Origin of the sequence: Rhodovulum sp. YNF3179 (assembly GCF_050586465.1) — a bacterium.
Classification (GTDB): domain Bacteria; phylum Pseudomonadota; class Alphaproteobacteria; order Rhodobacterales; family Rhodobacteraceae; genus CAJXYS01.
The window spans coordinates 1-24984 of the sequence record NZ_JBOCEG010000010.1 but is presented as its reverse complement, the minus strand read 5'-3'; the positions used below and the strand labels follow the sequence as shown (position 1 = coordinate 24984).

Below are 24984 nucleotides of genomic sequence, written 5' to 3'. Positions count from 1 at the left end.
TCAGCCCTCGCGGCCCCGGACGTAGAAGCTCCGGTGGCGTTCGGACATGCGCGTCGTATCCATCAGCAGGCAGACATCGGTGGTGTTGAAGGCATGATCCACGAAGGCCCCGTCGCCCACGAAGCCGCCGAGCCGGAGATAGGCCTTGATCAGCGCCGGGGTCGCCACCATCGCCGCGCGCCGGTCGACGGCCTCGCGCGGGAGCCGGTCCATCGGCGTGTAATGCGGCGCGATCGCGCGGACCCGCAGGTCCGGCGGCGCGAGATGGTTGTAATGAAGATAGGACAGCGGCTGGCTCAGCGCCTCGGGATCCGTGCCGTGAAAGCTTGCCACGCCGAAGAGGATCTCGATGCCGTTGTCGAGCACGTATTCGGCCAGCGCGTTCCACATGTGGAACATCGCCGTGCCGCCGCGATGATCGGGATGCACGCAGGACCGGCCAAGCTCGAGCAGCTTGCGCCCGGAGGCCAGCAAGGGGGACAGGTCGTATTCCGTCGCCGTGTAAAAGCCTCCCGCCCGGTCCGCATCCGCCCCCTTGAGCAGCCGGTAGACGCCCACAACGTCGTCGAGCGCATCGGCATCCCGGCGCGTGTCGATGAGCAGCAGGTGATCGTAATAGGCGTCGTAGCGATCCGTCTCGAGCCGGTTCTCGTGATCGACGCCCGCGCCGTCACCGCCCAGTTCGGCCACGAACACCTCGTAGCGCAGGCGCTGCGCGGCGCGCAGATCGCGCGCGTCGCGCGCGAGACGCAGCTCGTAATGACTGTCGTCAGGTTTCATCGGTCACGGTCTGCCTGCCCCGCAGGAACGTTCCGGGTTGATAGGCACAGAGCGGTCCGATTGCAACATCGCCGCGCCGGGGTACCAGGCTGTTGCGCACCCGTTTAGGTTGTGCTAGAGATCTTTGTATCGCCATATAGGAAATTAAGGTTCCCCGGCCAGTATGAGTTCGACGCGTTTTCCGTCTATGACGACCTTTCCTTCGTTCTGGAAATTCACCGTGATGCGGCCGTTGATGACGGACTGCACCTGGCCGATTCCCCAATCCGGGGCGTCCGGGTGGCGCACCAGCATGCCGGGTTCCAGGAATTCGTTCATGCCCAGCGACATGGGGCGGTTTCCCCTCGGGCCGGCGACGTGACGGGGCGCGACCACGATCTCGCCAGCCTGCTCGGGTCGCGCGTCTGCCACGACCTGATAAGCCCCCTTGGCGCGATCAGCAATGGTCTCGAGCTGCTGCAAATGGAAAGCCCGGACGACAGCCCGGAACTTGCCCTCATCGCCGACAGCATCGCCAATGCCAACGCGCGGATCCGGTTCTTTCGCATCGCCTTCGGGCTGGCCCCCGACGACGCGATGCTCTCGCGTGCCGAGATCGCCGGCATCATCGACGACAGTTACCGCGGCACGCGGGTCTCCGTCGTCTGGGAACCGGACGGGGACCTGCCCCGCCCCGAGGTCAAGATCGCGTTCCTGTGCCAGCTCTGCCTGTTGCGGGCGCTTCCCCGCGGCGGCGAGATCACGGTCAGCCGCGGCGATGCGTCCTCCTGGCGGCTGCGCGCCACCGGCGCGGTGCTGGCGCCCGACCCGGACAGCTGGGCGGCGCTGTCCCGGCCCGGCGGGCTTTGGGGCGGCAGCCCGGCGGACGTGCAGTTCGGTCTCTTGCGCGCGCTCATGGACAGCGACGGGCTGGCCCTGGCGACGCGGATCACCCCGGCGGAAATCGTGATGGAATTCTGACGTCAGTCGAGCGGTTTCAGACCCGCGGCATACCTGCGGGCGTTTTCCTGGTAGTGCCGGGCCGACTCGCGCAGGCCCTCGATCGCCGCGGCATCCAGCTGGCGGACCACCTTGCCCGGCGCACCGACGACCAGCGAGCCGTCGGGAATTTCCTTGCCCTCGGTGACCAGCGCGCCCGCGCCGATCAGGCAGTTCCGGCCGATCTTCGCGCCGTTCAGCACCGTGGCGCCCATGCCGATCAGGGTCTCGTCCCCGATCGTGCAGCCGTGCAGCATCGCCTTGTGGCCGATGGTGCAATCCCGCCCGATGGTCAGCGGAAAGCCCATGTCGGTGTGACAGACCGTGTTTTCCTGGATGTTCGACCCGGCCCCCACGGTGATCGGCTCGTTGTCGCCGCGCAGCGTGGCCGCGAACCAGATCGAGGCGCCGGTCTCGAGAATGACATTGCCGATCAGGTTGGCGTCGGGCGCGATCCAGACATCCCCGTCCTCGGGCAGGGTCGGCGCGATTCCGTCCAATGCGTAGAGTGTCATTTTCCCTCCTCGAACTCGCTCTGGAGCTTGCGGACATGCTCCGTCAGGCCGGGCTGCTGGCTGCGGCGCAGCCGCTCGGCCGTGACGATGGTCTTCAGCTTCTCCTCGGTGATGTCGAGATCGTCGTTGACCAGCACGTAATGATAGCTGGCCCAGTGGCTGATCTCGTCCCAGCTGCGCTGCATCCGCTTGGCGATGATCTCCTCGCTGTCCTGCCCGCGTTCGATCAGGCGGCGGCGCAACTCGCGGATCGAGGGCGGCAGCAGGAAGATCGACAGCACGTGCTCCTGCAGCGTCGAGTTCGAGATCTGCTGCGCACCCTGCCAGTCGATGTCGAAGAGCACGTCCGAGCCGTTGTCGATCGCATCCTGCACCGGCGCGCGCGGCGAGCCGTAGAAATTGCCGAAGACATGCGCGTGTTCGAGCATGTCGCCCTCCGCCACCATGCGCTTGAACTGGCTCTCGGCGGTAAAGACGTAATCGGTGCCGTCGACCTCGCCGGGCCGGGGCGCGCGGGTCGTCGCCGAGACCGAGAACCGGATGGCCGGGTCCCAGGCCATCAGCCGCCGGGCAAGGGTCGATTTCCCGGCGCCGGAGGGCGACGAGAGAATGATGAGAAGCCCGCGGCGCTGGGTCATGTTCCGGATCACTCCACGTTCTGGACCTGTTCGCGCATCTGATCGATCACGGCCTTGAGGTCAAGGCCGACGGCGGTCAGCGCGCTGTGCCCCGATTTCGAGCAGAGCGTATTGGCCTCTCTGTTGAACTCCTGCATCAGGAAATCGAGCTTGCGCCCGACCGCCCCCTCGGCTGCAAGCAGCTTCTCGGCGGCGGTCACATGGGCGTCGAGCCGGTCGAGCTCTTCCGAGACGTCCGCCTTGACGGCCAACACCGCCAGTTCCTGCGCCACGCGGTCCGGATCGGCGCCCTCGGCATTGTCGAGGATCCGCGCCATCGCAGCGCTGAAATTCTGCGCCATCTCGGCACTGCGCAGCTCGGCGGTCTCGCGGGCGGCGGTGACCAGCCGGCGCAGATCCTCGAGCCGCTGCGCCAGGAGCCGGGCCAGTTCGCGGCCCTCCGCGGCGCGCATTTCGGCGAAGCTGTCGAGCAACTCCGAGAGCGAGGGCCGCAGCGCCGCCACCAGCACCGCGTCTTCGGCCGGATCCTCCGACGCTGCGCCCATCACGCCCCTCAGCGCGAGGATCTCCGCCGGGCTCGCGGCGCGCAGGGCGAGGCCGGCGCGGCCGGCAGCGGCCTCGACCTCGGCCAGGGCGGCAAGAACGGTGTCGAGCTGCGCGCGGTCCAGCCGTTCGGCCCCGTCGCCCCCCTCGCGCTGCAGGCGCAGCGTCAGGGTCAGGCTGCCCCGGCTGACGCGGCGCGCGATCTCGGCGCGGATCATCGGCTCGAGCCCCTCGACGCGATCGGGCGTGCGCACCCGGATATCGAGCCCGCGGGCGTTGACGCTGCGCAATTCCCATCCCCAGGACATATCGCCGGTGCGGCCCTTGACGCTCGCGAAGCCGGTCATGGAGTTAACCATTTATAATCTTCTTTCTCCCGCGCCGGCGCCGGGCCGTGCATATTAAGGATTGGGTAATCAGAACGACGTTACGGTTAACAGACCGACGTGCCGGCGACAACGCGCCGGGCCACCAGGAGGCTCTCGTGACCGACCAGAAACTGAAGAGGCTTCAGGGATACTGGAGCGCGCTCCGGGCGGGCCGGCCGGCCCCGCGACGGTCGGAGATCGACCCGCGCCGGATCGAGCCGCTGCTCGAAAACGCCTTCATCCTCGAGCGCACCGCCCGCGACGCCGCGCGCTTTCGCCTGGCGGGGGCGCATTTCTGCACGCTGATGGGGATGGAGATCCGCGGGATGCCCGTCAACGCGATCTTCGTGCCCGGCTACCGCGCGGCCTGCGACCGCGCGGTGTCCGCGGTCTTCGACGAGGGCGCGCAGGTGCTGCTGGATCTCGTCGCCGAGGAGCCGGGGCGCATGGCCCTTTCCGGGCGCATGCTGATCCTGCCGCTGGCCAGCGAAACGGGCGTGCTCAGCCGGGCGATGGGAGGGCTCGTGACCGCCGGGATCATCGGCGCGCCGCCACGGCGCTTCTCGATCCGCGGGCAGCAGACCCTCGACCCGGCGGCCGGGGCCTATCCGACGCTCCGGGACCGGCCGGGCTTCGCCGAGGCGGCGATACCTTTCCGCACGCGCCCGCTGCGGGCCCTCGACGGCGACGGCCCGTCGCCGGCCCCGCCCAGGGGCCGGCCCGCGCGCTTGCGTCTCGTCGAAAACGACGATTGAGCCGGTCAGCCGGCCGCCGCCTGGCGTGCCGCGCGCTGGCGCGACAGTTCCTCCGACACGAGGAAAGCCAGCTCCAGCGCCTGGCTCGCGTTGAGCCGCGGGTCGCACGCGGTGTGATAGCGATCGGACAGGTCCTCGTCCGACACCGCGCGCATGCCGCCGGTGCATTCGGTCACGTCCTTGCCGGTCATCTCGAAATGCACGCCGCCCGGCCAGCTGCCTTCGGCCGCGTGGATGTCAAAGAACTCGCGCACCTCGCGCAGCACGCTGTCGAAGGGCCGTGTCTTGTAGCCGGTGGCCGACTTGATCGTGTTCCCGTGCATCGGGTCGCAGGACCAGACGACGTTGGCCCCCTCTTGCTGGACGGTGCGGATCAGGCGCGGCAGATGTTCGCCCACGCTGCCCGCGCCGAACCGCGCGATCAGCGTCAGCCGGCCCGGTTCGTTCTCGGGGTTCAGTTTTTCGAGCAGCAGCTTCAGATCCTCGGTGGTCATGCTCGGCCCGCATTTGAGCCCGACCGGGTTCTGCACGCCGCGCGCGAATTCCACATGGGCGCCGTCGGGCTGCCGCGTGCGGTCGCCGATCCAGATCATGTGCCCCGACCCTGCCACCGGCAGGCCGCTGGTGGAATCGATCCGGCAGAGCGCTTCCTCGTATTCCAGCAGCAACGCCTCGTGGCTGGTATAGAAATCCACCGTGTGCAGCTCGTGCGAGGTGCCGCCGTTCACGCCGGCGGCGTTCATGAAATCGAGCGAGTCCGAGATCCGGTTGGCAAGATCGCGGTATTTCTCGGCCTCTTCGCTGTCGGTGAAGCCCAGCGTCCACTGATGCACCCGGTGGATGTCGGCAAAGCCGCCCTGGCTGAAGGCGCGCAGCAGGTTGAGCGAGGCCGCCGCCTGGGTGTAGGCCTGCAGCATCCGGTGCGGGTCCGGGATCCGGGCCGCGGAGGTGAAGTCGATATCGTTGATGATGTCGCCGCGGTAGCTCGGCAACTCGACGCCGTCCTTGGTCTCGGTCGGGGCCGAGCGCGGCTTGGCGAACTGCCCGGCCATGCGGCCGACCTTCACCACCGGGCATTTCGCCCCGTAGGTCAGCACCACCGCCATCTGCAGCATCACGCGGAAGGTGTCGCGGATCGAGTCGGCGTCGAACTCGGCGAAGCTCTCGGCGCAATCGCCCCCCTGCAGCAGGAAACCGCGGCCGGCGGCCACTTCGCCCAGCTGCCGCTTCAGTTCGCGGACCTCGCCGGCAAAGACCAGCGGCGGATACTTGGACAGCTGACGCTCCACCGCTGCCAGGGCCTCGGGGTCCGTGTAGTCGGGCATCTGGACCCGCGGCTTGGAACGCCAGTCCGATTTGCTCCATACCCGTGTCATCGCGCCATCTCCTGCGGTTCGGTCATGCGGACCCTCTATAAAAGCCGCGCGCCCGCGTGGCCAGACCGTGTTTTCGTGATCGGTTGCGGTTCGGCGCCTCTTGATCCCGTGGGGCAAACCTGCTTTCCGTATCGGGTCAGACTCTTGCGGCCTGGGGAAGGCCGCAGCGCGGAGCGTGCCAGATGCCCGATACCCAGTCCACGAAGCCACGGCGGTTCGTCTTCCTGCTCCTCGACCAGTTCACCATGTTGTCCTTCGCCGGCGCGGTGGAACCTCTCAGGATCGCGAACAACATGGCGGGCAAGACGCTGTACGAATGGGCGCTGGCCGGAGAAGGCGGCGACATGGCGTGGTGTTCCAACCGGGCGGGGTTCAAGCTCGACATGGGGCTCGAGGACGTCGGGCGCGACGACGTCATCCTGGTCTGCGGCGGCATCGAGGTCCAGAAGGCCGCCACCCGCGGCATCCTGAACTGGCTGCGCCGCGAGGCGCGGCGCGGCGTCATCGTGGGCGGGCTGTGCACCGGGGCCTATGTGCTGGCCAAGGCCGGGCTGCTGGACGGCAAGCGCGCGACCATCCACTGGGAGAATCAGGACAGCTTCACCGAGGAATTCGACGAGGTCGAACTGACCAAGTCGGTCTTCGTGATGGACGGCAACCGCTTTTCCACCGCCGGGGGCACCTCCTCGATCGACCTGATGCTCAAGCTGATCGCCGACGAGCATGGCGAGGCGCTGGCCAACGCCGTGGCCGACCAGCTGATCTACACGTCGATCCGGACCGACCAGGACACCCAGCGCCTGTCGATCCCCACGCGGATCGGCGTGCGCCATCCCAAGCTCTCCACCGTCATCCAGATGATGGAACAGAACATCGAGGAACCGGTCTCGCCGGCGCTGCTGGCCAAGCAGGTCGGCATGTCCACGCGGCAGCTGGAACGGCTCTTTCGCCGCTACCTCAACCGCTCGCCCAAGCGCTATTACATGGAGCTGCGGCTTCAGAAGGCGCGCAACCTGCTGATGCAGACCGACATGAGCGTGATCAACGTGGCGCTGGCCTGCGGCTTCGCCTCGCCCTCGCATTTCTCGAAATGCTACCGGGCGCATTACAACACCACGCCCTACCGCGAGCGTGGGGCGCATGCGAGCCGGCTCTCGATCTGAGCCGTCCGGCGGGCGCCCGGGCCCGGTCATACCTACTTTCTTTTTCGATGTAGCCGAATTACCGTGCGCGGCACGCAATTACGCCAACACGGGAGTACATGATGAAAAAGCTGCTTCTGGCCACTGCCGCCACGACCCTGGTCGCGACCGGCGCGCAGGCCGAGGACGTCAATATCGGGGTTCTGCTGGGCTACACCGGCCCGATCGAGTCCCTGACGCCGCCGATGGCCGACGCGGCCGAGCTCGCGCTCGCCGAGATCAACGAGAGCGGCAATTTCCTCGACGGCATGACGCTTGTGCCGGTCCGGGGGGACTCGACCTGCGTCGACTCCGCCGCCGCGACCGCCGCGGCAGAGCGCCTGATCACCTCCGACAACGTCGCGGCGATCATGGGCGCGGCCTGCTCGGGCGCGACCATCGCCGTGCTCGAGAACGTCGCCAAGCCGAACGGTGTCGTGATGATCTCGCCCTCGGCCACCTCGCCGGCGCTGACCTCGATCGAGGATAACGGCCTCTTCTTCCGCACCGCGCCGTCGGATGCCCGCCAGGGCCAGGTTCTGGCCAATATCCTCATGGACAAGGGCATCACCGAGGTCGCCGTCACCTATACCAACAATGACTACGGCAAGGGCCTTTCCGACAGCTTCATCTCGAGCTTCGAGGAAGCCGGCGGCACCCACACCATCAACGTCCCCCACGAGGACGGCAAGGCCGACTACTCGGCCGAGGTCGCGTCCATGGCGTCGGCCGGCGGCGAGGTGCTCGTCGTGCTCGGCTATGCCGACCAGGGCGGCAAGGGCGTGATCCAGTCGGCGCTCGACACCGGTGCCTTCGAGACCTTCATGATGGGCGACGGCATGTTCGCCGACTCGCTGATGGCCGATCTCGGCGATTTCATGGGCGGCTCCTTCGGTGCCGTGCCGTGGTCCGCCGGCGATGGCGCCGAGGCCTTCACCCGCATCACCGAGGCCGCCGGCATCAACGGCGACAGCTCCTTCACGCGGGAATCCTACGACGCGGCGGCGCTGATCGCGCTGGCAATGATGGCGGGCGGGGAAGCCACCAGCGAAGCCGCGGCCGCCAATATCCTGACCGTGGCCAACGCGCCGGGCGAGCCCATCCTGCCGGGCGAACTGGGCAAGGCGATGCAGATCCTCGCCAATGGCGGCGAAATCGACTATGTCGGCGCCACCAATGTCGAGCTGATCGGCCCGGGCGAAGCCGCGGGCACCTACCGCGAATACGTGGTCGAGGATGCCGACTACGAAACGGTCCAGTTCCGCTGAGACCGGCCGCCAAGACCTCGGAACAGCCCGGGTTAGCTCGGGCTGTTCTGTTACCGGGGGATCAAGAATAATGATAAGGGTCGAAGACCTGCACAAGCACTTCGGCGGATTCCGCGCCGTCGACGGCGCGACGCTGAGCATCGAGAAAGGCTCGATCACCGGGCTGATTGGCCCCAACGGTGCGGGAAAATCCACGCTTTTCAACGTGATCGCGGGCGTTCTGAAACCCACGTCAGGCCGCGTCTTCATGGAAGACGCAGAGGTCACCGGGCTCGAGCCGCACACGCTTTTCCATCGCGGGCTGCTGCGAACCTTCCAGATCGCGCACGAGTTCGGCTCGATGACGGTGCGCGAGAACCTGATGATGGTCCCCGCCCGGCAGTCCGGCGAAACGCTCTGGAACGCCTGGTTCCGCCGCGGCGCGGTCGCGCGCGAGGAGCGCGCGCTGGCGCGCAAGGCCGACGAGGTGCTCGAGTTCCTGACCATCGATCACCTGGCCGACGAACGCGCCGCGAACCTCTCGGGCGGGCAGAAGAAACTGCTGGAGCTTGGGCGCACGATGATGGTGGACGCCAAGATCGTCTTCCTCGACGAGGTGGGCGCAGGCGTGAACCGCACGCTGCTCGGCACGATCGGCGACGCGATCCAGCGTCTCAACCGCGAGCGCGGCTACACCTTCTGCGTGATCGAGCACGACATGGATTTCATCGCGCGGCTCTGCGACCCGGTGATCTGCATGGCCGAGGGCAAGGTTCTCGCCGAGGGCACCGTCGACGAGATCCGCGACAACGAGCACGTCATCGAGGCGTATCTGGGCACCGGGCTCAAGAACAAGGCCAAGACCGGGGAGGCGGGCGCATGAGCTTCCTCATCGGCGAGAACATGACCGGCGGCTACGGCGCCGCCGACATCCTGCACGAATGCACCGTCGCCGTTGAAAAGGGCGAGATCGCCGTGATCGTCGGGCCGAACGGCGCCGGCAAGTCCACCGCGATGAAGGCGATCTTCGGCATGCTCAAGCTGCGCCGCGGCTCGGTCCGGATCGACGGCGAGGACATCACCAGGCTCTCGCCCCAGGCCCGCGTGCCCAAGGGCATGGCCTTCGTGCCCCAGACCAACAACGTCTTCACCTCGCTCAGCGTCGAGGAGAACCTCGAGATGGGCGCCTATCTGCGCCGCGACGACATCTCCGGGACGATGGAACAGGTCTACGAGCTGTTCCCGATCCTGCGGGAAAAACGCCGCCAGGCCGCCGGCGAGCTGTCGGGCGGGCAGCGCCAGCAGGTGGCCGTGGGCCGGGCGCTGATGACCCAGCCCAAGGTCCTGATGCTCGACGAACCCACCGCAGGGGTCAGCCCGATCGTCATGGACGAGCTTTTCGACCGGATCATCGAGGTCGCGCGCAGCGGCATCTCGATCCTGATGGTTGAACAGAACGCCCGACAGGCGCTCGAGATCGCCGACAAGGGCTACGTTCTGGTCCAGGGCGCCAACCGCTACACCGACACCGGTCAGGCGCTGCTTGCCGACCCGGATGTCCGCAAATCCTTCCTGGGAGGCTGAGATGGAAGCCCTGAACGCCATCGTGGCGCTGTCCAACTTCGTTCTCGTTCCCGCCATCGCCTATGGCAGCCAGCTGGCGCTCGGCGCGCTGGGGGTCACGCTCATATACGGCATCCTGCGCTTCTCGAACTTCGCCCATGGCGACACCATGGCCTTCGGCACGATGGTGGCGATCCTCTTCACCTGGTGGCTGCAGTCGATGGGCGTCAGCCTCGGCCCGCTGCCCACCGCGCTGCTGGCGCTGCCGGCGGCGATCGCGGTGACGGCGCTGCTGCTGCTGGGCACCGACAGGCTGGTCTACCGCTTCTACCGCGCGCAGAAGGCGGTGCCGGTGATCATGGTCATCGCCTCCTTCGGCGTGATGCTGGTGCTCAACGGCGTCGTGCGGCTCATCATCGGCCCCGGCGACCAGCGCTTCGCCGACGGCGAGCGCTTCATCATCACCGCGCTCGACTTCCGCCGGATGACCGGGCTCGACGAGGGCCTCGCGATCAAGACCACCCAGGGCCTGACGCTGGTGACCGCCGTCATCGTGGTGGCCGCGCTGTTCTGGTTCCTCAACCGCACCCGCACCGGCAAGTCGATGCGGGCCTTTTCCGACAACGAGGATCTCGCGCTGCTCTCGGGCATCAACCCCGAGCGCGTGGTCGCGATCACCTGGATCATCGTGGCCGGGCTGGCGGTGATCGCCGGGGTGCTCTACGGGCTCGACAAGTCGTTCAAGCCCTTCACCTATTTCCAGCTCCTGCTGCCCGTCTTCGCCTCGGCCATCGTCGGCGGCCTAGGCAACCCGCTCGGTGCGATCGTGGGCGGCTACATCATCGCCTTCTCCGAGGTCGGGCTGACCTATGCCTGGAAGAAGGTGCTGGGCTACCTGATGCCCGAGAGCCTCGCGCCGGACGGGCTCGTGCAGCTCCTCTCCACCGACTACAAGTTCGCGGTCTCCTTCGTGATCCTCGTGCTTGTGCTTCTGTTCCGGCCCACGGGCCTCTTCCGGGGGAAAGCGGTATGACGACACGCGGCTATCTGCTCTTCGCGCTGATCCCGGTGATGATCATCGGCGTCGGCACGCTGCAAAGCTGGAACCTCGCGCTCGCCATCCTGAACATGGGGCTGATCTCGGCGATCATGGCCCTCGGCGTGAACATGCAATGGGGCTATGCGGGGCTCTTCAACATCGGCGTCATGGGCTTCTTGGCGCTGGGCGGCCTCGCCGCGGTGATCGTCTCCATGCCTCCCGTGGGCGGGGCCTGGGCCGCGGGCGGGCTGCGTGTGCTGCTCGGCCTCGCCTTCGGGGCCGCGACCATCGCCGGCGCCGTGGCGCTCTACAAGCGGATGGCGCCGGGGCGCAAGCGCGCGCTGGTTCTCGCGGTCTTCGTCGTGATCGGCTTCTTCGTCTACCGCGCGATCTTCGACCCGGCGGTGCAGGCGATCGAGGGTTACAACCCCGCGACCAGCGGCTACCTCGGCGGGCTCGGCCTGCCGATCCTCTTCGCCTGGCCCGTGGGCGCGCTCTTCGCCGCCGGCGCGGCCTGGCTCATCGCCAAGACCGCGCTGGGGCTGCGGTCCGACTATCTCGCCATCGCCACGCTCGGCATCTCCGAGATCATCATCGCGATGCTCAAGAACGAGGACTGGCTGAGCCGCGGCGTGAAGAATGTGGTCGGCCTGCCCCGTCCCGTGCCCTACGAGGTCGATCTCCAGAAGTCGCCGGGCTTCGTGGATTTCGTCACCGGCTACGGGATGGACCCGGCCGAAGGCTCGTCCATAGCGGTCAAGCTCGCCTATGCCGCGCTCTTCCTCGTCGTGCTGGCGATCCTCATCTGGCTGAGCGAGAAGGCGCTGAACTCGCCCTGGGGGCGGATGATGCGGGCGATCCGCGACAACGAGACCGCCGCCGAGGCGATGGGCAAGGACGTCAAGCGCCGTCACCTGCAGGTCTTCGTGCTGGGCTCGGCGGTGATCGGGCTGGCCGGGGCGATGATGACCACGCTCGACGGGCAGTTGACCCCGGCCTCCTACCAGCCGCTGCGGTTCACCTTCCTGATCTGGGTGATGGTGATCGTCGGCGGCTCCGGCAACAACTGGGGCGCGGTGCTCGGCGGCTTCTTCATCTGGTTCTTCTGGGTCGAGGTGGAGCCGATGGGCCGCTGGGCGATGGACCTGCTGACCTCGGGCCTGGCCGAGGACAGCGCGTTGCGCGCCCATTTGCTCGACAGCGCGGCCCATATGCGGCTGCTGACCATGGGGCTGATCCTGCTCCTGGTGCTCCGCTTCAGCCCGCGTGGCCTGATCCCCGAACGCTGAGCCCGCCCTTCATCGTTCGGCAAGTATCCTCGGGGGTGAATTGCGCCCGCGCCCGGCGCGGGCGCAAGAGGGGGCAGACGGCCCCCTGCCCCCGCCGGAAACGGGCGCGCGGGCGCGGGAAAGCGACAGATCGCCCCCCGCCGATGTCGGAGACCGGCTTGTGATCGGCCCGTCCCCGCCCGAGACTGCCATCGGGACGAAGCAGGGAGGCCCCATGAAACCCCATACCCAGGTCTGCGTGATCGGCGGCGGCGTCGTCGGCTGCTCGGTGCTCTACCACCTGACCAGGCTCGGCTGGACCGACGTCATGCTGATCGAGCGCTCGGAACTCACATCGGGGTCCACCTGGCACGCCGCGGGCGGCTTTCACACGCTGAACGGCGACACCAACATGGCCGCGCTCCAGGGCTACACGATCCGGCTCTACCGCGAGCTCGAGGAGATCACCGGCCTCTCCTGCGGGCTTCACCACGTCGGCGGGGTGACGCTCGCCGACACGCCCGAACGCCTCGACATGCTCAAGGCAGAGCGTGCCAAGCACCGCTTCATGGGGCTCGAGACGGAACTGGTCACCCCCGAGGAGATCCGCCGGCTCGCCCCGATCACCAATACCGAGGGAATCCTCGGCGGGCTCTACGACCCGCTCGACGGCCATCTCGACCCCTCCGGCACCACCCATGCCTATGCCAGGGCCGCGCGCATGGCCGGCGCCGAGATCGTGCTGCGCACCCCGGTGCTGGAGACCAACCCCCGCCCCGACGGCAGCTGGGAGGTGGTGACCGAACAAGGCACGGTGATCGCCGAGCATCTGGTCAACGCCGCCGGGCTCTGGGCGCGCGAGGTGGGCCGGCTGGCGGGGATCTACCTGCCGCTCCACCCGATGGAACACCAGTATCTCGTCACCGACGACATCCCCGAGATCTACGAACGCGACGCCGAGCATCCCCATGTCATGGATCCCGGCGGCGAGAGCTACCTGCGACAGGAGGGGCGCGGGCTCTGCATCGGCTTCTACGAACAGGGCGCCGAGCCCTGGGCGGTGGACGGCACGCCGCTCGATTTCGGCCACGAACTCCTCGCCGACAAGCTGGAAAAGGTGGCCGACTCCATCGAGTTCGCCTATCGCCGCTACCCGGTCCTGGAACGCGCCGGGGTGAAGTCGGTCATCAACGGCCCCTTCACCTTCGCGCCCGACGGCAACCCGCTGGTTGGTCCGGTCCCGGGCCTGCGCAACTACTGGGCGGCCTGCGCCGTGATGGCGGGGTTCAGCCAGGGGGGCGGCGTCGGGCTGTCCCTGGCCCAGTGGATGGTCGAGGGCGAGCCGGAACGCGACGTCTTCGCCATGGACGTGGCGCGTTACGGCGACTGGATCACGCCCGGCTATACCCGCCCCAAGGTGACCGAGAACTACCAGCGGCGCTTCTCGGTCAGCTACCCGAACGAGGAACTGCCCGCCGCGCGCCTCTTCCGCACCACGCCCATGTACGACATCTTCAAGGACATGGGCGCGGTCTTCGGCCATCAATACGGGCTCGAGGTCGTCAACTACTTCGCCCTGCCCGGCGAGCCGGATTACGAGATCCCGAGCTTTCGCCGCTCCAACGCCTGGGACGCCACCGCCCGCGAGGTCGCGGCGGTGCGCGGCGCCGTCGGCATCAACGAGGTCCACAATTTCGGCAAGTACCGCGTGACCGGCCCCGGTGCCCGGCGCTGGCTCAATACGATCATGGCCGGCCGCATCCCCGCCGAAGGGCGCATCTCGCTGACCCCGATGCTGGCGCCCTCGGGCCGCATCATGGGCGATTTCACCGTGTCCTGCCTCGGCCCCGAGGACTTCCAGCTGACCGCCAGCTATGCCGCGCAGGCCTTCCACATGCGCTGGTTCGAGCAGCACATGGCCAAGGGCGTGACGATCGAGAACGTCTCGGACCGCCTGACCGGCTTCCAGATCGCCGGGCCACGGGCGCGCGCGCTGCTCGCCCGCGTGACCCGGGCCGACGTCTCGGCGGACGCGTTCCGCTTCATGGACGTCAAGCGGCTGGATATCGGCCTGACCCGCGCGCTGGTCCAGCGGGTCTCCTACACCGGCGATCTCGGCTACGAGATCTATGTCGACGCCATGGACCAGCGCGCGCTCTGGGAGGCGCTCTGGTCGGCGGGCCAGGATCTGGGCATCCGGCCCTTCGGGATGCGGGCGATGATGTCGCTCCGGCTCGACCGGTTCTTCGGCGCCTGGATGCACGAGTTCTCGCCCGACTACACCCCCGCCGAGACCGGGCTCGACCGCTTCGTCCGCCATGACAAGGACGCCGATTTCATCGGCAAGGCGGCGATGCTTCGCGACCGCGACGCCGGACCGGCGCGCCGGCTCTGCGCCTTCGCGGTCGAGGCCGCGGATGCGGATGTCGTGGCCTACGAGCCGATCTGGCTCGACGGCAGGGTGGTCGGCTTCTGCACCTCGGGCGGGTATTCCCACCATGCCGGCGTCTCGGTCGCGCAGGGCTTCGTGCCCAGCGACCGGATCACCGAGGATCTCGAGGTCGAGATCGAGATCCTCGGCGACCGGCGCCGTGCGCGGCGGCTGACGACGCCACTTTTCGATCCCGACGGCGCCCGGATGCGCGGATGAGCGGACCGGCGGACGGCGATATCGCGATCCTGCTGCTGGCCGCAGGCGCCGCGCGGCGGATGGGCGGACGCGACAAGATGCTGGAGCCGCTGGGCGACCGCCCGCTGCTGCGCGAGCGTGCCGAGATCTGCCTCAAGACCGCCGCCGCCCGCGTCTACGTGGTGCTGCCGCCCCATGCCCCCGAACGCCGCCGCGCGCTGGAGGGGCTCGACCTCGACTGCGTCGTGGCGCCCCGCGCCGCCGAGGGCATGGCGTTCTCGCTCCGGGCCGGCATCGCGGCGCTGCCGGCCGGAACACGGGGCGTCCTGGTCGTGCTCGCCGACATGCCTGAAATCACATCAGATGACATGGATCAGATGATCCGCGCCGCCGAAACCGGGGGGGACGACATCCTCCGGGCCACCGGTGCCGACGGCCGGCCCGGACATCCGGTGTATTTCCCGGCCTGGTGTTTCGACGCGTTCGGGACGCTCGACGGCGACCGGGGCGCGCGCGATCTGCTGGCCGCGCATGCCGACCGGCTGCGCGAGATTCCCCTGCCCGGCCGGCGCGCCACCACCGATCTGGACACCCCCGAGGACTGGGCGCGCTGGCGGCGGCGTCACCGGCTCTGAGGTCAGTTGGCGCGCCGCAGCGGGGCGTGCCGACGAAAGCGCGTCCGGCGCGGCGGCGTCGCGGCGACGCCGGCGGGGCCCATCAACTCGGGGAAGATGTCGAAAAGCTCGTTGCGCTGCGCGTTGCCCTGCCCGTCCCCGCGCGGGATCGCGGGCTGGTAGCATTCGCTCCAGCAGCCATTGGCCCGCAGCGCGGCATGGGTATCGAGCGTGAAATGGATGTAATGCGTGGCAACGCAGTCCACGCGATGGATCGCCCGGTTGTCCACGAGATGCTTAGCCGCGACGAAGGCCGGGCGCCCGCCGAGCGGCAGGAAGGTATGGTCCTGGCCCACGAGGAAGCGATGATTGGGCGAGACCATCATGTCGCGCGCGGGCGTGCCGGGGCCGAGCGCGCCGGCCTGGATCAGCACGGGCTTCATGTGCGGCGCCGAGAGGAACCGCCGCCAGTCGAGCCGCCGCACGCTCACCCAGCGGATCGTCTGCGTGCCGTGATCCCGGGTCACCACGCGATCGCCCGCGCAGAGCATCTGGACGGGCGCCGGACCGTCGGGCGTCTCGATGGCGGTATGGGGGGTGTGGCAACTCATTCTAGGTCCCCTTCGTGGCGGGTGGGCACGGGTCTTCTGGCGGGGGCAAGGCGGGCCTCGCCGGTGTGTCATCCGCCGGGCGAGGTGATGGGCGCCGGCGTCGCCCGGGCGTGTCATCGCCCCGGGGACGCCGGCGCCGCGCTCCCGCACCCAGCAGGAAAACGCTAGCGGCCCGGCTCGGCCACGGGAAGGAAAACATGGCGAAAACAAGGCAATAAAGGGGCAAACCGGGCCGTTGCCCGGGATGCTGGACCGCATACGGCGGGCGTGGATTGTTTCCGTTTTCACGCAGCCTGAAGCCCCGTCCGCGCCGCTTTGCCGGGGATCTGGCCCGGATCGGCCGGTCATTGTTTCGCCTGCCGCAACGACGGCAGGGGCGGCCCGGCCCCGAATTGGGGCAGCTTCGCCACATTTGCGCCCGAATTCGCATCGTTCGCGCCCGACGGCCAGTGCCGGCAGCGGCCCGGGACTGTGCGCGCCCCCGCAACAACCCGACGCACGGGATCCGAATCAGGCGGCGATGATCAAGGGGGGGACGTGGTGCCCGAGGTCGGACTCGAACCGACACGGTATTGCTACCGGGGGATTTTGAATCCCCTGCGTCTACCATTCCGCCACTCGGGCCACCGATGATCCGTCTATAGCGGCGGCGCCGGTCCGTCAACGCCGCCGGCAAAGCGGCTTGACCGGCGTCCGCGCCCGTGGTGTTAGAAGCCAGGGCAGGGCCGAGGCAGATGATACGATCCCTCTATAACTGGACGCTCCGACTGGCCGAGACGCGCTACGCGCTCTGGGCGCTCGCGATCGTCAGCTTCGCGGAAAGCTCGGTCTTTCCGATCCCGCCGGACGTGCTGATGATCCCGATGATCCTGGCCCGGCCGGGCCGGGCCTGGCTGATCGCGGCGGTGGCGCTGGTTGCCTCGGTGCTGGGCGGGCTCTTCGGCTACTGGATCGGTGCCGAGCTTTACCAAAGCGTCGGCCGCCCGGTACTGGAGTTCTACGGCAAGGACGCCTATTTCGAGGAATTCCGCCAGACCTACAACGCCTGGGGCGCCTGGGCGGTGCTGATCGCGGGCGTCACGCCCTTCCCCTACAAGGTCATCACGATCCTCTCGGGCGCAACGGGGCTGAACCTGACCGTGTTCATGGTGGCCAGCCTCGTGGCCCGGGGCCTGCGGTTCTTCCTCGTGGCGGCGCTGCTCTGGAAGTTCGGCGCCCCGATCCGCGCCTTCATCGAGCGCCGCCTGGGCCTGCTCTTCACGATCTTCGTCCTGCTGCTCCTCGGCAGCTACATCCTGGTGAGGTACCTGTGACACGCAAGACGCTCTGTCTCCTGGCCGGACTCGGCTCGCTCGCCCTGCTGCTCGGCGCGCTTGCCTTCCAGTACTGGGGCGGGCTCGCGCCCTGCAAGCTTTGCATCTGGCAGCGCTGGCCGCACGGGATCGCGGCGGCCGCGGCCGCGCTCGGCCTCTTTGCGCTGCCGGCACGCGCCGCGCTCATCGGGCTTCTGTCGGTGCTGACCGGGGCCGGGATCGCCTTCTACCACACCGGCGTCGAGCGCGGCTGGTGGCCCGGCCCGACATCCTGTTCGGGCGGCGGCGACCTGTCAGGGCTGAGCGGCGCGGACCTGCTGAGCACCGAGGGCGCGGGTGCGATCGTCATGTGCGACGAGGTCGCCTGGGAAATGCTCGGCTTCTCGATGGCCAGCTGGAACGGGCTGGCCTCGCTGGGGCTGGCCGCGGTCTGGGTGCTGGCGCTGCGCGCGCGCTAGGCTTCGAGCTCGGCGTCCCAGTAGAGGAAGTCGAGCCAGCTTTCATGCAGGTAATTGGGCGGGAATTTCCGCCCGAGATTGCGCAGCTGCTCGGAGGTGGGCTGCCCCGGCGGCTTGCGCAGATGCATCCCGCTCTGGCGCAACAGGCGCGAGCCCTTCTTCAGGTTGCAGGGTGCGCAGGCCGCCACCACGTTTTCCCAGCTCGTGCGCCCGCCGCGCGCCCGCGGGATGACATGATCGAAGGTCAGCTCGCCCCGCGCCCCGCAGTATTGGCACTCGAATTCGTCCCTCAGGAAAAGATTGAAGCGCGTGAAGGCCACGCGCTTCTGGGGTTTGACGAAATCCTTGAGCACCACCACCGAGGGTATGCGTATCTCCATCGACGGTGACCGGACGACCCGGTCGTATTCGGCGAGGATGGTCACCCTGTCGAGGAACGCGGCCTTGACGGCTTCCTGCCAGGGCCAGACCGACAGCGGATAATAGGAGAGCGGGCGGTAATCGGCGTTCAGCACCAATGCCGGGTGCGACCTGAGATTGACCGGGTCCCTGACGAAGTTAGTCCTGAAATCGCCGTCCATGAATCATTCCGTCCCCTGCTCTGCCTGCCTCGGGCACCAGAGCGGGACGCACCCGCCCCGGTATGAATCGACTATATCTGGTCTTTCGGACCTGACAAGCCCTCCATATACTGTGAGGAGTTGCCGATGGCCCTTCCTCTAGACGACGGAGGTTACAGCCGCATGACAGACCGCCCCGCACCCCCCGCGATCCTGGAAACCGCGCTTTACGCGCGCGATCTCGACGCGGCCGAGGCGTTCTATGGCGGGCTGATGGGGCTGGAGAAGATCGTGCGGGTCGGCGACCGGCATGTCTTCTTCCGGCTCTCCGGAAGCATCCTGCTGATCTTCAACCCGGCCGAGACCATCCGCCCGACCGGCAACCCCGCCCTGCCCGTGCCCCCGCACGGGGCCGAGGGCGAAGGCCATGCCTGCTTTGCCGCCGACGCGGATGCGCTGGACCGCTGGCGCGCGCATTTCGAGGCGGCCGGCATCGAGATCGAGGCCGATTTCCGCTGGCCCAACGGCGCGCGGTCGATCTACCTGCGCGACCCGGCCGGCAACTCGCTGGAATTCGCCGATCCCGCGCTCTGGGTTGTCCGGGCCTAGCGCCCCAGGTATTCCGTCATGAAGCTGAGCGCGACGCCAAGCCCGTCGGGCGCGATCCCGTGGCCCACCCCCTTGGACACATGGGCGTAGACCGTGAAACCCGCCGCCTCCAGCGCCTCGGCCGCTTCCGGCAGCGCCGCGGGCGGGACCACGTCGTCCTGGTCGCCATGGACCAGCAGAACCGGCGGCTGGCTGATCGCCTCCGACAGCGACTCCGGCGCCAGCAGGCGGCCCGAGAAGCCGACCACGCCGGCCACGCCGGGGGCGCGCCGGGGCGCGACATGCAGGCTCATCATGGTGCCCTGTGAGAAGCCGAAAAGAATTGTATTCTCGGGACCTATACCTTCTTCCTGATGCGTCTTGTCAAGAAAGCCGTTCAGGTCCTCAACGGCGCGCGCCATGCCCTCGCGTGCGGCCTCCTCGCTCGATCCGTCGATCCAGGGGATCGGAAACCACTGGTAGCCCATGGGGCTGGCCGCGCAGCGTTCGGGCGCGTTGGGCGCCACGAAGACCGTGTCGGGCATATGCTCGGCCAGCGGATCGGCAAGGCCGAGCAGGTCGGCACCGTCGGCGCCGTAGCCGTGCAGGAAGATTACGAGGGTCTTTCCCGTGCCGGAGGCGGCGGCCCGGCGGCCGGCAGTCAGCGCGCGCATGTCTATTCCCTTATCCCTTCGCGATCCTTCGCCACCCGGTAATAGGACCAGAGCAGCCGCGCCGCAACGCCCCTCCAGGGGGACCAGTCACCCGACATCGCGCGCAGCGCGCGCTCGCCGGGGCGGTCGGGCAGCGCGAACAGCAGCCGCGCCGACTCCTGCAACGCCAGGTCGCCCGGCGCAAAGACATCGGCCCGCCCGAGCGCGAACATCGCGTAGATCTCGGCGGTCCAGCGCCCGATCCCCCGCACCGCCGTCAGCCGCGCGATGACCTCCTCGTCGGGCAGGTGACGCAGGCCGCGGAAATCCAACCGGCTGGCAGCGAGATCGCGCGCGAAGCCGATCTTCTGGCGCGACAGGCCGCAGGCGCGCAGCTCGTCGTCGCTTGCGGCGAGGATTTTGCGCGGCCCCGTCAGCCGCGCCGCCTTCAGCCGCCGCCAGATCGTGTCGGCCGCGGCCACGGACAATTGCTGGCTGACGATGCTGCTCAGAAGCGCCTCGAAGCCGTCCCGCCGCCGCCGCAGCGGTGGCGGCCCTGCCTGGTCCACCGCATACGCGAAGCGCGGCTCCACGGCACAGAGATGCGCGGTGCCCTCGGCGATGCAGGCATGGGTCTCGATGATGCGTCCGGTCATGGCGTCACCAGCCCGTCCACCCAGTCGAGCGCGTCCGCGACGGTCTCCACCCGGGTGCAGTCGGGCGGCGGCGGACGCCGCAGCATCACCACGCGGATCCCGAGCGCCCGCGCGGCCACGAGCTTGGCGCGGTTTTCCACGCCGCCCGCGTTGCGCAGCACCAGGACATCGACGCCGCGCGCCCGGAAGAGCGCGATCTCGTCCGCGACCCCGATCGGTGGATGGCTCACCAGGAATTCCCCGTTCGGCCAGGGGAACGGCGCCTCCGCACGGCCGATCTGGCGAAAGATCAGGTGCCGCCCATGCAGATTGGCGAACCCCTCCATCCCCTGCCGGCCGGTGGTCAGGAATACGGTGGCCCCGTCCGGGATATGGGCCGCCGCCTCTTCCTCGCGATCGACGAAGACCCAGTCGTCGCCCGGCCCCGGCGCCCATTCCGGGCGCAGGACCAGCAGGTGCGGCAGACCGCGCGCCGCCGCGACGGCCGCACTGCGCGCCGAGATACGGCGGGCAAAGGGATGCGTGGCATCCAGGATCGCCCCGATCCGTTCGGCGTCCAGGAACCGCTCGAAACCCGCGCGCCCGCCGAAGCCGCCGGACCGGGTCGGAACCGGCAGTGGCGCGCGCGCCCGCGCCGCCCCGGAAAGCGAGGCGATCACCGCGAGCCGCGGGTCGCCGGCCAGCGCGGAGGCCAGCGCCCGTGCCTCGCCGCTGCCGGCCAGAAGCAACAAGCGCAGGCGGGAATCCGGCCCCGTGGCCGGGCGGTCGAGAAGCGGGTCTCCGGTCATCGGCGCGAGCCTAGCGCCCCCGCGGGCCGAGGCCAATCGGCAATCGGCGCGCGACCGCTTGCCGCTTGCCGCTCCGCCGGGGCCGGGATAGGACAGGCGGCATGACCGACACCGCCCTCGCCCCCGACTCCGACCTGCGCGCGAAGCGCAACGTGGTCGTGCTGGTCTTCGCCCAGGCGATCCTCGGCGCGCAGATGCCGATGATCTTCACGATCGGCGGGCTGGCCGGGCAGTCGCTGGCGACGAATGCCTGCTGGGCGACGCTGCCGATCTCGCTGATCGTCTTCGGCTCGATGACGACCGCGCCCTGGCTGTCGCAGATCATGCAGCGTTTCGGCCGCCGAACGGGCTTCGTCATCGGCGCCATGGGCGGCGCGGCGGGGGCGCTGATCGGCGCCTATGCCCTTTCCATCGGCTCGTTCTGGCTCTTCCTCGTCGGCAGCTACTTCACCGGGATTTACATGTCGGCGCAGGGCTTCTACCGCTTTGCCGCCGCCGACACGGCAAGCGCGGTTTTCCGCCCCAAGGCGATCTCTTACGTTCTGGCCGGCGGGCTGGCCGCCGCGATCATCGGCCCGCAGCTGGTCAAGGTGACCTCCGACGCCTTCGTCGTGCCCTTCATGGGCACCTACCTGGCCGTCCTCGTCGTGAACGTGATCGGGGCGTTCCTCTTCATCTTCCTCGACATTCCCAAACCGCCGCGCGCCGCACCGGGCGCCGATGGCGGGCGCAGCCGGATGGAGCTTCTGGCCGACCCCCGCATCGCCGTGGCGATCATCTGCGCGATGGTCTCCTACGCGTTGATGAACCTCGTGATGACCTCGACGCCGCTGGCCGTGGTCGGCTGCGGCTTCGAGCAGAACACCGCCGCGGACGTGGTCACCGCGCATGTCCTGGCGATGTTCGTGCCCTCCTTCTTCACCGGCCACCTGATCGCGCGGTTCGGGGTCGAGCGGATCGTGGCGCTGGGGCTGCTGATCCTCGCCGCGGCGGGTGGCGTCGCGCTGGCCGGCGTCGACGTCGAAAACTTCTTCGTCGCCCTCGTGCTGCTGGGCGTGGGCTGGAATTTCGGGTTCATCGGGGCGACCACGATGCTGGCCGGGGCCCATAGCGCGGCTGAACGCGGCCGTGTGCAGGGGATGAACGACCTGATCGTCTTCGGCGGCGTGACGGTGGCCTCGCTGGCATCGGGCGGGCTGATGAACTGCACCGGCGGCAATGCCGAGCAGGGCTGGATCGCGGTGAACCTCGCGATGGCGCCCTTCCTGGTGCTCGCGGGCGGCGCGCTGATCTGGCTGGTCCTGCGCAGCCCGCGCACGGCCTGACGGCGACCGGCGCCCTACCAGCGCCCGGTCAGGGCCCGGAAGGCCAGCGCGCCGCGCTTGCGGAACTCCGACTCGGGCAGGCTGCCCGCCTTGACGAGGTCGGGGTTCCGCGCGGCGGCCCGCAACGTGGCATCGGCCCGCCAACCCGCCAGCAGCGCGGCCGCCGCGCCGCGCGCCACCCGCCCGCGTTGCGCACGGGCGCGCGACAGCCGCGACAGCCCTTCGGCGGCCAGCCGGGCGACGGCCTCGGGCCGGCCGTCCGGCAGCGGCCGGTGGCCGCGGGCCTCCAGCTCGGGGATCGCGCGCAGATAGGCGGCAAGCCCCGCGCCCCAGGCGAAATCCCGCACCACGGGCTCGGCCATCGCGTCTGCCCCGAGCACCTGCGCCGCCGCCCACATCAGGTTGCCGCCAGTCGCGTCGATATAGGCCGACAGCGCGGCGGCATCCTCGGGCGGGGTGCCGTCGATATCGGCGCGCCGGGCCTCTGCGATAGCGGCCAGGAGCGCCGTGTCCAGCCCGTGGGCGCGGATGGTCCCGGCCAGCGGCGCCGCGACCTCGTGGGCCCGCGGGGTCTGGCCCGCGGCGATCTCGTCCAGCGTGTCGATCCACCACTGGATCCGCATCTCCGCGATTACCGGCTCCTGGGTCACCCAGGGGGCGCGGGTCACCTCGACGTTGAAGGCGTAGAGCGTCATCAGGTCAGGCCGCGCCCCGGCCGGCGCGGCAAGCACGCTGCGAAACCGGTCCGGGTCGCCCCGTTCCACCAGCTCGGCGCAGGCCGCGACGCTCATGGCGCCCCGGCCCCGTCGCGCACCAGCTTCCACTCGATCGCGTCGAGAAGCGCCTCGAAGCTCGCATCGACGATATTGGCCGAGACCCCGACCGTGGACCAGCGCCGCCCCTGCCCGTCGGCGCTGTCGATGATCACGCGGGTCACGGCCTCGGTCCCGCCCTGGGTGATCCGCACCTTGAAGTCCACCAGCCGCATGTCGTCGATGATCGCCTGGTAGGGGCCGAGATCCTTGGCCAGCGCCCGCGCCAGCGCGTTGACCGGCCCGCGATCGTTGCCCTCCGGGTCGAGGCTTTCGGAGACCGACAGCTTCTTCTCGCCGCCGATCTTCACCACCACCACCGCCTCGGACAGGCTCACCATGCGGTTGTACTTGTTCTTCCGCCGCTCGACGGAGACGCGGTAGCGCTTGACCTCGAAGAACGCGGGCATCTGGCCCAGTTCGCGCCGCGCCACCAGCTCGAAGCTGGCCTGCGCCGTGTCATAGGCATAGCCCATGTCCTCGCGCGCCTTGACCACCTCGAGGATCCGCCCGAGCGCCGGGTCGCCCGGCGCCACCTCGATCCCCGCGTCCCGGAGCCGCGAGCGCAGGTTCGACTGCCCGGCCTGGTTCGACATCGGGATGATGCGTGCGTTGCCGACCGCGGCAGGATCGATATGCTCGTAGGTGGCCGGGTCCTTCAGGATCGCCGAGGCATGGAGCCCGGCCTTGTGCGCGAAGGCCGAGGCGCCGACATAGGGCGCCGACTTGTCCGGCACCCGGTTGAGAATGTCGTCGAGCATCCGGCTGATGCGGGTGAGCCCGGCCAGCGCCGCCTCGCTCACGCCGGTCTCGAAGCGGCTGCGATAGGGCTCCTTGAGCAACAGCGTCGGGATCAGCGTCGTGAGACTGGCATTGCCGCAGCGCTCGCCCAGCCCGTTGAGCGTGCCCTGGATCTGGCGCGCGCCCGCGTCGACGGCCGCCAGCGTGTTCGCCGCGGCGTTGCCGGTGTCGTCATGGGTGTGAATGCCGAGCCGGTCGCCCGGAATGCCCGCGGCGATGACGGCGGCGGTGATCTCGCCCACCTCGGCCGGCAGCGCACCGCCATTGGTGTCGCAAAGCACGATCCACCGCGCACCCGCGTCGCGGGCCGCCCGCAGGCAGGAAAGCGCGTAATCCGGGTTCGCCTTGTAGCCGTCGAAGAAATGTTCCGCGTCGAACAGCGCCTCGCGTCCGGCCGCCACGACATGCGCGACCGACTGCGCGATGGTCTCGCGATTCTCGTCCAGCGTGATGCCGAGCGCCGCCTCGACGTGGAAATCATGGGTCTTTCCGACGAGGCAGACCGCCAGGGTGCGGGCATTCATGACCGCGGCCAGGACGTCGTCGTTCTCCGCGGACCGCCCGGCGCGCTTGGTCATGCCGAAGGCCGTCAGCACCGCGCGGGTGTCGGGGGCATGCGCGAAGAACTCGCTGTCGGTCGGATTGGCGCCGGGCCAGCCGCCCTCGATATGGTCCACGCCCAGCCCGTCCAGCGCCGCGGCGATGCGCGCCTTCTCGGCGGTCGAGAACTGCACGCCCTGTGTCTGCTGGCCGTCGCGCAGGGTCGTGTCGTAAAGATAGAGCCGCTCGCGCGTCATCGCCCCGCCCCTTCATCGTTCCGGAAATATCCTCGGGGGGCGCGGGGGGCACGCCGTGGCCGACCGGGCCTTCGCCCGGTTGCCGGGGATCGCGGCGCCGGGCCGCGGGCTCGACGCGGTGTTCCGCG

Annotated in this window: 27 protein-coding genes and 1 tRNA gene; 14 read left to right on the top strand and 14 right to left on the bottom strand. The window is 69.0% G+C overall.

Features of this window, described 5'->3' with window-relative positions; genetic code table 11:
* Both ACQ5SP_RS15845 and ACQ5SP_RS15840 read right to left on the bottom strand, forming a co-directional pair.
* Complete coding sequence (locus ACQ5SP_RS15845; RefSeq protein ID WP_430939378.1) at positions 1 to 780, bottom strand: GNAT family N-acetyltransferase; 780 nt, start codon at positions 778 to 780, stop codon at positions 1 to 3.
* Positions 781 to 924: 144 nt separating this feature from the next.
* A complete protein-coding gene (locus tag ACQ5SP_RS15840; protein ID WP_430939466.1) occupies positions 925 to 1098 on the bottom strand; it encodes a DUF3553 domain-containing protein in 174 nt (57 codons plus the stop codon).
* A 39-nt stretch (positions 1099 to 1137) separates the two neighbouring features.
* On the opposite strand from ACQ5SP_RS15840, the gene ACQ5SP_RS15835 reads away from it, so the two are divergent.
* On the top strand, positions 1138 to 1740 hold the full coding sequence (locus tag ACQ5SP_RS15835; protein WP_430939377.1) for a histidine phosphotransferase family protein: 603 nt from the start codon (positions 1138 to 1140) through the stop codon (positions 1738 to 1740).
* A 2-nt stretch (positions 1741 to 1742) separates the two neighbouring features.
* Here ACQ5SP_RS15835 and ACQ5SP_RS15830 read toward each other — a convergent pair whose 3' ends face one another.
* The 3 genes from ACQ5SP_RS15830 to ACQ5SP_RS15820 are packed head-to-tail and all read right to left on the bottom strand — an operon-like array spanning position 1743 to position 3801.
* Positions 1743 to 2273 carry a gamma carbonic anhydrase family protein gene (locus tag ACQ5SP_RS15830; protein ID WP_430939376.1) on the bottom strand — a complete coding sequence of 177 codons (531 nt, stop codon included), beginning with the start codon at positions 2271 to 2273 and terminating at the stop codon, positions 1743 to 1745.
* On the bottom strand, positions 2270 to 2911 hold the full coding sequence (gene gmk, locus ACQ5SP_RS15825) for a guanylate kinase (RefSeq protein ID WP_430939375.1): 642 nt from the start codon (positions 2909 to 2911) through the stop codon (positions 2270 to 2272). The genes ACQ5SP_RS15830 and gmk overlap by 4 nt, the downstream gene beginning before the upstream one ends.
* Before the next feature lie 8 nt (positions 2912 to 2919).
* Complete coding sequence (locus tag ACQ5SP_RS15820; RefSeq protein WP_430939374.1) at positions 2920 to 3801, bottom strand: YicC/YloC family endoribonuclease; 882 nt, start codon at positions 3799 to 3801, stop codon at positions 2920 to 2922.
* A 137-nt stretch (positions 3802 to 3938) separates the two neighbouring features.
* Here ACQ5SP_RS15820 and ACQ5SP_RS15815 point away from each other — a divergent pair, with 137 nt between their 5' ends.
* Positions 3939 to 4577, top strand: coding sequence for a PAS domain-containing protein (locus ACQ5SP_RS15815; RefSeq protein ID WP_430939373.1), 639 nt, complete (start codon positions 3939 to 3941; stop codon positions 4575 to 4577).
* A gap of 5 nt (positions 4578 to 4582) precedes the next feature.
* Here the strand turns inward: ACQ5SP_RS15815 and ACQ5SP_RS15810 are convergent, their stop codons facing one another.
* On the bottom strand, positions 4583 to 5953 hold the full coding sequence (locus ACQ5SP_RS15810; RefSeq protein ID WP_430939372.1) for a class II 3-deoxy-7-phosphoheptulonate synthase: 1371 nt from the start codon (positions 5951 to 5953) through the stop codon (positions 4583 to 4585).
* A 182-nt stretch (positions 5954 to 6135) separates the two neighbouring features.
* Here ACQ5SP_RS15810 and ACQ5SP_RS15805 point away from each other — a divergent pair, with 182 nt between their 5' ends.
* From ACQ5SP_RS15805 to ACQ5SP_RS15770, 8 genes are all read left to right on the top strand, one after another.
* Positions 6136 to 7116, top strand: a complete 981-nt coding sequence (locus ACQ5SP_RS15805) for a GlxA family transcriptional regulator (protein WP_430939371.1) — start codon at positions 6136 to 6138, stop codon at positions 7114 to 7116.
* A 101-nt stretch (positions 7117 to 7217) separates the two neighbouring features.
* On the top strand, positions 7218 to 8402 hold the full coding sequence (locus ACQ5SP_RS15800) for an ABC transporter substrate-binding protein (protein ID WP_430939370.1): 1185 nt from the start codon (positions 7218 to 7220) through the stop codon (positions 8400 to 8402).
* 70 nt (positions 8403 to 8472) lie between these two features.
* A complete protein-coding gene (locus ACQ5SP_RS15795) occupies positions 8473 to 9264 on the top strand; it encodes an ABC transporter ATP-binding protein (protein WP_430939369.1) in 792 nt (263 codons plus the stop codon).
* Positions 9261 to 9965 (top strand): ABC transporter ATP-binding protein, encoded by a 705-nt coding sequence (locus ACQ5SP_RS15790; protein WP_430939368.1) that lies wholly within the window; start codon positions 9261 to 9263, stop codon positions 9963 to 9965. Before ACQ5SP_RS15795 ends, ACQ5SP_RS15790 begins: the two co-directional genes overlap by 4 nt.
* 1 nt (position 9966) lies before the next feature.
* On the top strand, positions 9967 to 10977 hold the full coding sequence (locus ACQ5SP_RS15785; RefSeq protein WP_430939367.1) for a branched-chain amino acid ABC transporter permease: 1011 nt from the start codon (positions 9967 to 9969) through the stop codon (positions 10975 to 10977).
* Complete coding sequence (locus ACQ5SP_RS15780) at positions 10974 to 12272, top strand: branched-chain amino acid ABC transporter permease (RefSeq protein ID WP_430939366.1); 1299 nt, start codon at positions 10974 to 10976, stop codon at positions 12270 to 12272. Before ACQ5SP_RS15785 ends, ACQ5SP_RS15780 begins: the two co-directional genes overlap by 4 nt.
* 214 nt (positions 12273 to 12486) lie before the next feature.
* Complete coding sequence (locus ACQ5SP_RS15775) at positions 12487 to 14901, top strand: GcvT family protein (protein ID WP_430939365.1); 2415 nt, start codon at positions 12487 to 12489, stop codon at positions 14899 to 14901.
* Positions 14898 to 15515, top strand: a complete 618-nt coding sequence (locus tag ACQ5SP_RS15770) for a nucleotidyltransferase family protein (RefSeq protein WP_430939364.1) — start codon at positions 14898 to 14900, stop codon at positions 15513 to 15515. The genes ACQ5SP_RS15775 and ACQ5SP_RS15770 overlap by 4 nt, the downstream gene beginning before the upstream one ends.
* Before the next feature lie 2 nt (positions 15516 to 15517).
* Here ACQ5SP_RS15770 and ACQ5SP_RS15765 read toward each other — a convergent pair whose 3' ends face one another.
* Both ACQ5SP_RS15765 and ACQ5SP_RS15760 read right to left on the bottom strand, forming a co-directional pair.
* The gene (locus tag ACQ5SP_RS15765) at positions 15518 to 16105 is read right to left on the bottom strand and encodes a Hint domain-containing protein (RefSeq protein ID WP_430939363.1); all 588 of its coding nucleotides are present in this window, start codon (positions 16103 to 16105) and stop codon (positions 15518 to 15520) included.
* A 538-nt stretch (positions 16106 to 16643) separates the two neighbouring features.
* Positions 16644 to 16729: transfer RNA gene (locus ACQ5SP_RS15760), tRNA-Leu, on the bottom strand.
* Between the two features lie 110 nt (positions 16730 to 16839).
* On the opposite strand from ACQ5SP_RS15760, the gene ACQ5SP_RS15755 reads away from it, so the two are divergent.
* Together ACQ5SP_RS15755 and ACQ5SP_RS15750 are read left to right on the top strand one after the other, a co-directional pair.
* On the top strand, positions 16840 to 17418 hold the full coding sequence (locus tag ACQ5SP_RS15755; protein WP_430939362.1) for a YqaA family protein: 579 nt from the start codon (positions 16840 to 16842) through the stop codon (positions 17416 to 17418).
* Complete coding sequence (locus ACQ5SP_RS15750; RefSeq protein ID WP_430939361.1) at positions 17415 to 17876, top strand: disulfide bond formation protein B; 462 nt, start codon at positions 17415 to 17417, stop codon at positions 17874 to 17876. The genes ACQ5SP_RS15755 and ACQ5SP_RS15750 overlap by 4 nt, the downstream gene beginning before the upstream one ends.
* Here the strand turns inward: ACQ5SP_RS15750 and ACQ5SP_RS15745 are convergent.
* Complete coding sequence (locus ACQ5SP_RS15745; RefSeq protein WP_430939360.1) at positions 17873 to 18457, bottom strand: HNH endonuclease; 585 nt, start codon at positions 18455 to 18457, stop codon at positions 17873 to 17875. The genes ACQ5SP_RS15750 and ACQ5SP_RS15745 overlap by 4 nt on opposite strands.
* Positions 18458 to 18619: 162 nt before the next feature.
* On the opposite strand from ACQ5SP_RS15745, the gene ACQ5SP_RS15740 reads away from it, so the two are divergent.
* The gene (locus tag ACQ5SP_RS15740; protein WP_430939359.1) at positions 18620 to 19045 is read left to right on the top strand and encodes a VOC family protein; all 426 of its coding nucleotides are present in this window, start codon (positions 18620 to 18622) and stop codon (positions 19043 to 19045) included.
* On the opposite strand, the gene ACQ5SP_RS15735 is transcribed toward ACQ5SP_RS15740, so the two are convergent.
* Genes ACQ5SP_RS15735 through ACQ5SP_RS15725 form a run of 3 tightly spaced genes read right to left on the bottom strand, consistent with a single transcriptional unit; the run spans position 19042 to position 21121 of the window.
* Entirely contained in the window at positions 19042 to 19698 is a 657-nt protein-coding gene (locus tag ACQ5SP_RS15735) for an alpha/beta hydrolase (protein WP_430939358.1), read from the bottom strand. The two genes, ACQ5SP_RS15740 and ACQ5SP_RS15735, sit on opposite strands and share 4 nt — an antisense overlap.
* Before the next feature lie 2 nt (positions 19699 to 19700).
* The gene (locus ACQ5SP_RS15730; RefSeq protein ID WP_430939357.1) at positions 19701 to 20333 is read right to left on the bottom strand and encodes a DNA-3-methyladenine glycosylase family protein; all 633 of its coding nucleotides are present in this window, start codon (positions 20331 to 20333) and stop codon (positions 19701 to 19703) included.
* Positions 20330 to 21121 carry a cobalt-precorrin-6A reductase gene (locus ACQ5SP_RS15725; protein WP_430939356.1) on the bottom strand — a complete coding sequence of 264 codons (792 nt, stop codon included), beginning with the start codon at positions 21119 to 21121 and terminating at the stop codon, positions 20330 to 20332. Before ACQ5SP_RS15725 ends, ACQ5SP_RS15730 begins: the two co-directional genes overlap by 4 nt.
* Positions 21122 to 21222: 101 nt before the next feature.
* Between ACQ5SP_RS15725 and ACQ5SP_RS15720 the strand changes: the two genes are divergently transcribed.
* A complete protein-coding gene (locus ACQ5SP_RS15720) occupies positions 21223 to 22446 on the top strand; it encodes an MFS transporter (RefSeq protein WP_430939355.1) in 1224 nt (407 codons plus the stop codon).
* 14 nt (positions 22447 to 22460) lie between these two features.
* Here ACQ5SP_RS15720 and ACQ5SP_RS15715 read toward each other — a convergent pair whose 3' ends face one another.
* Together ACQ5SP_RS15715 and cimA are read right to left on the bottom strand one after the other, a co-directional pair.
* Complete coding sequence (locus tag ACQ5SP_RS15715) at positions 22461 to 23237, bottom strand: squalene/phytoene synthase family protein (RefSeq protein ID WP_430939354.1); 777 nt, start codon at positions 23235 to 23237, stop codon at positions 22461 to 22463.
* Positions 23234 to 24856, bottom strand: coding sequence for a citramalate synthase (gene cimA, locus ACQ5SP_RS15710; protein ID WP_430939353.1), 1623 nt, complete (start codon positions 24854 to 24856; stop codon positions 23234 to 23236). Before cimA ends, ACQ5SP_RS15715 begins: the two co-directional genes overlap by 4 nt.
* Positions 24857 to 24984: the final 128 nt, after the last annotated feature.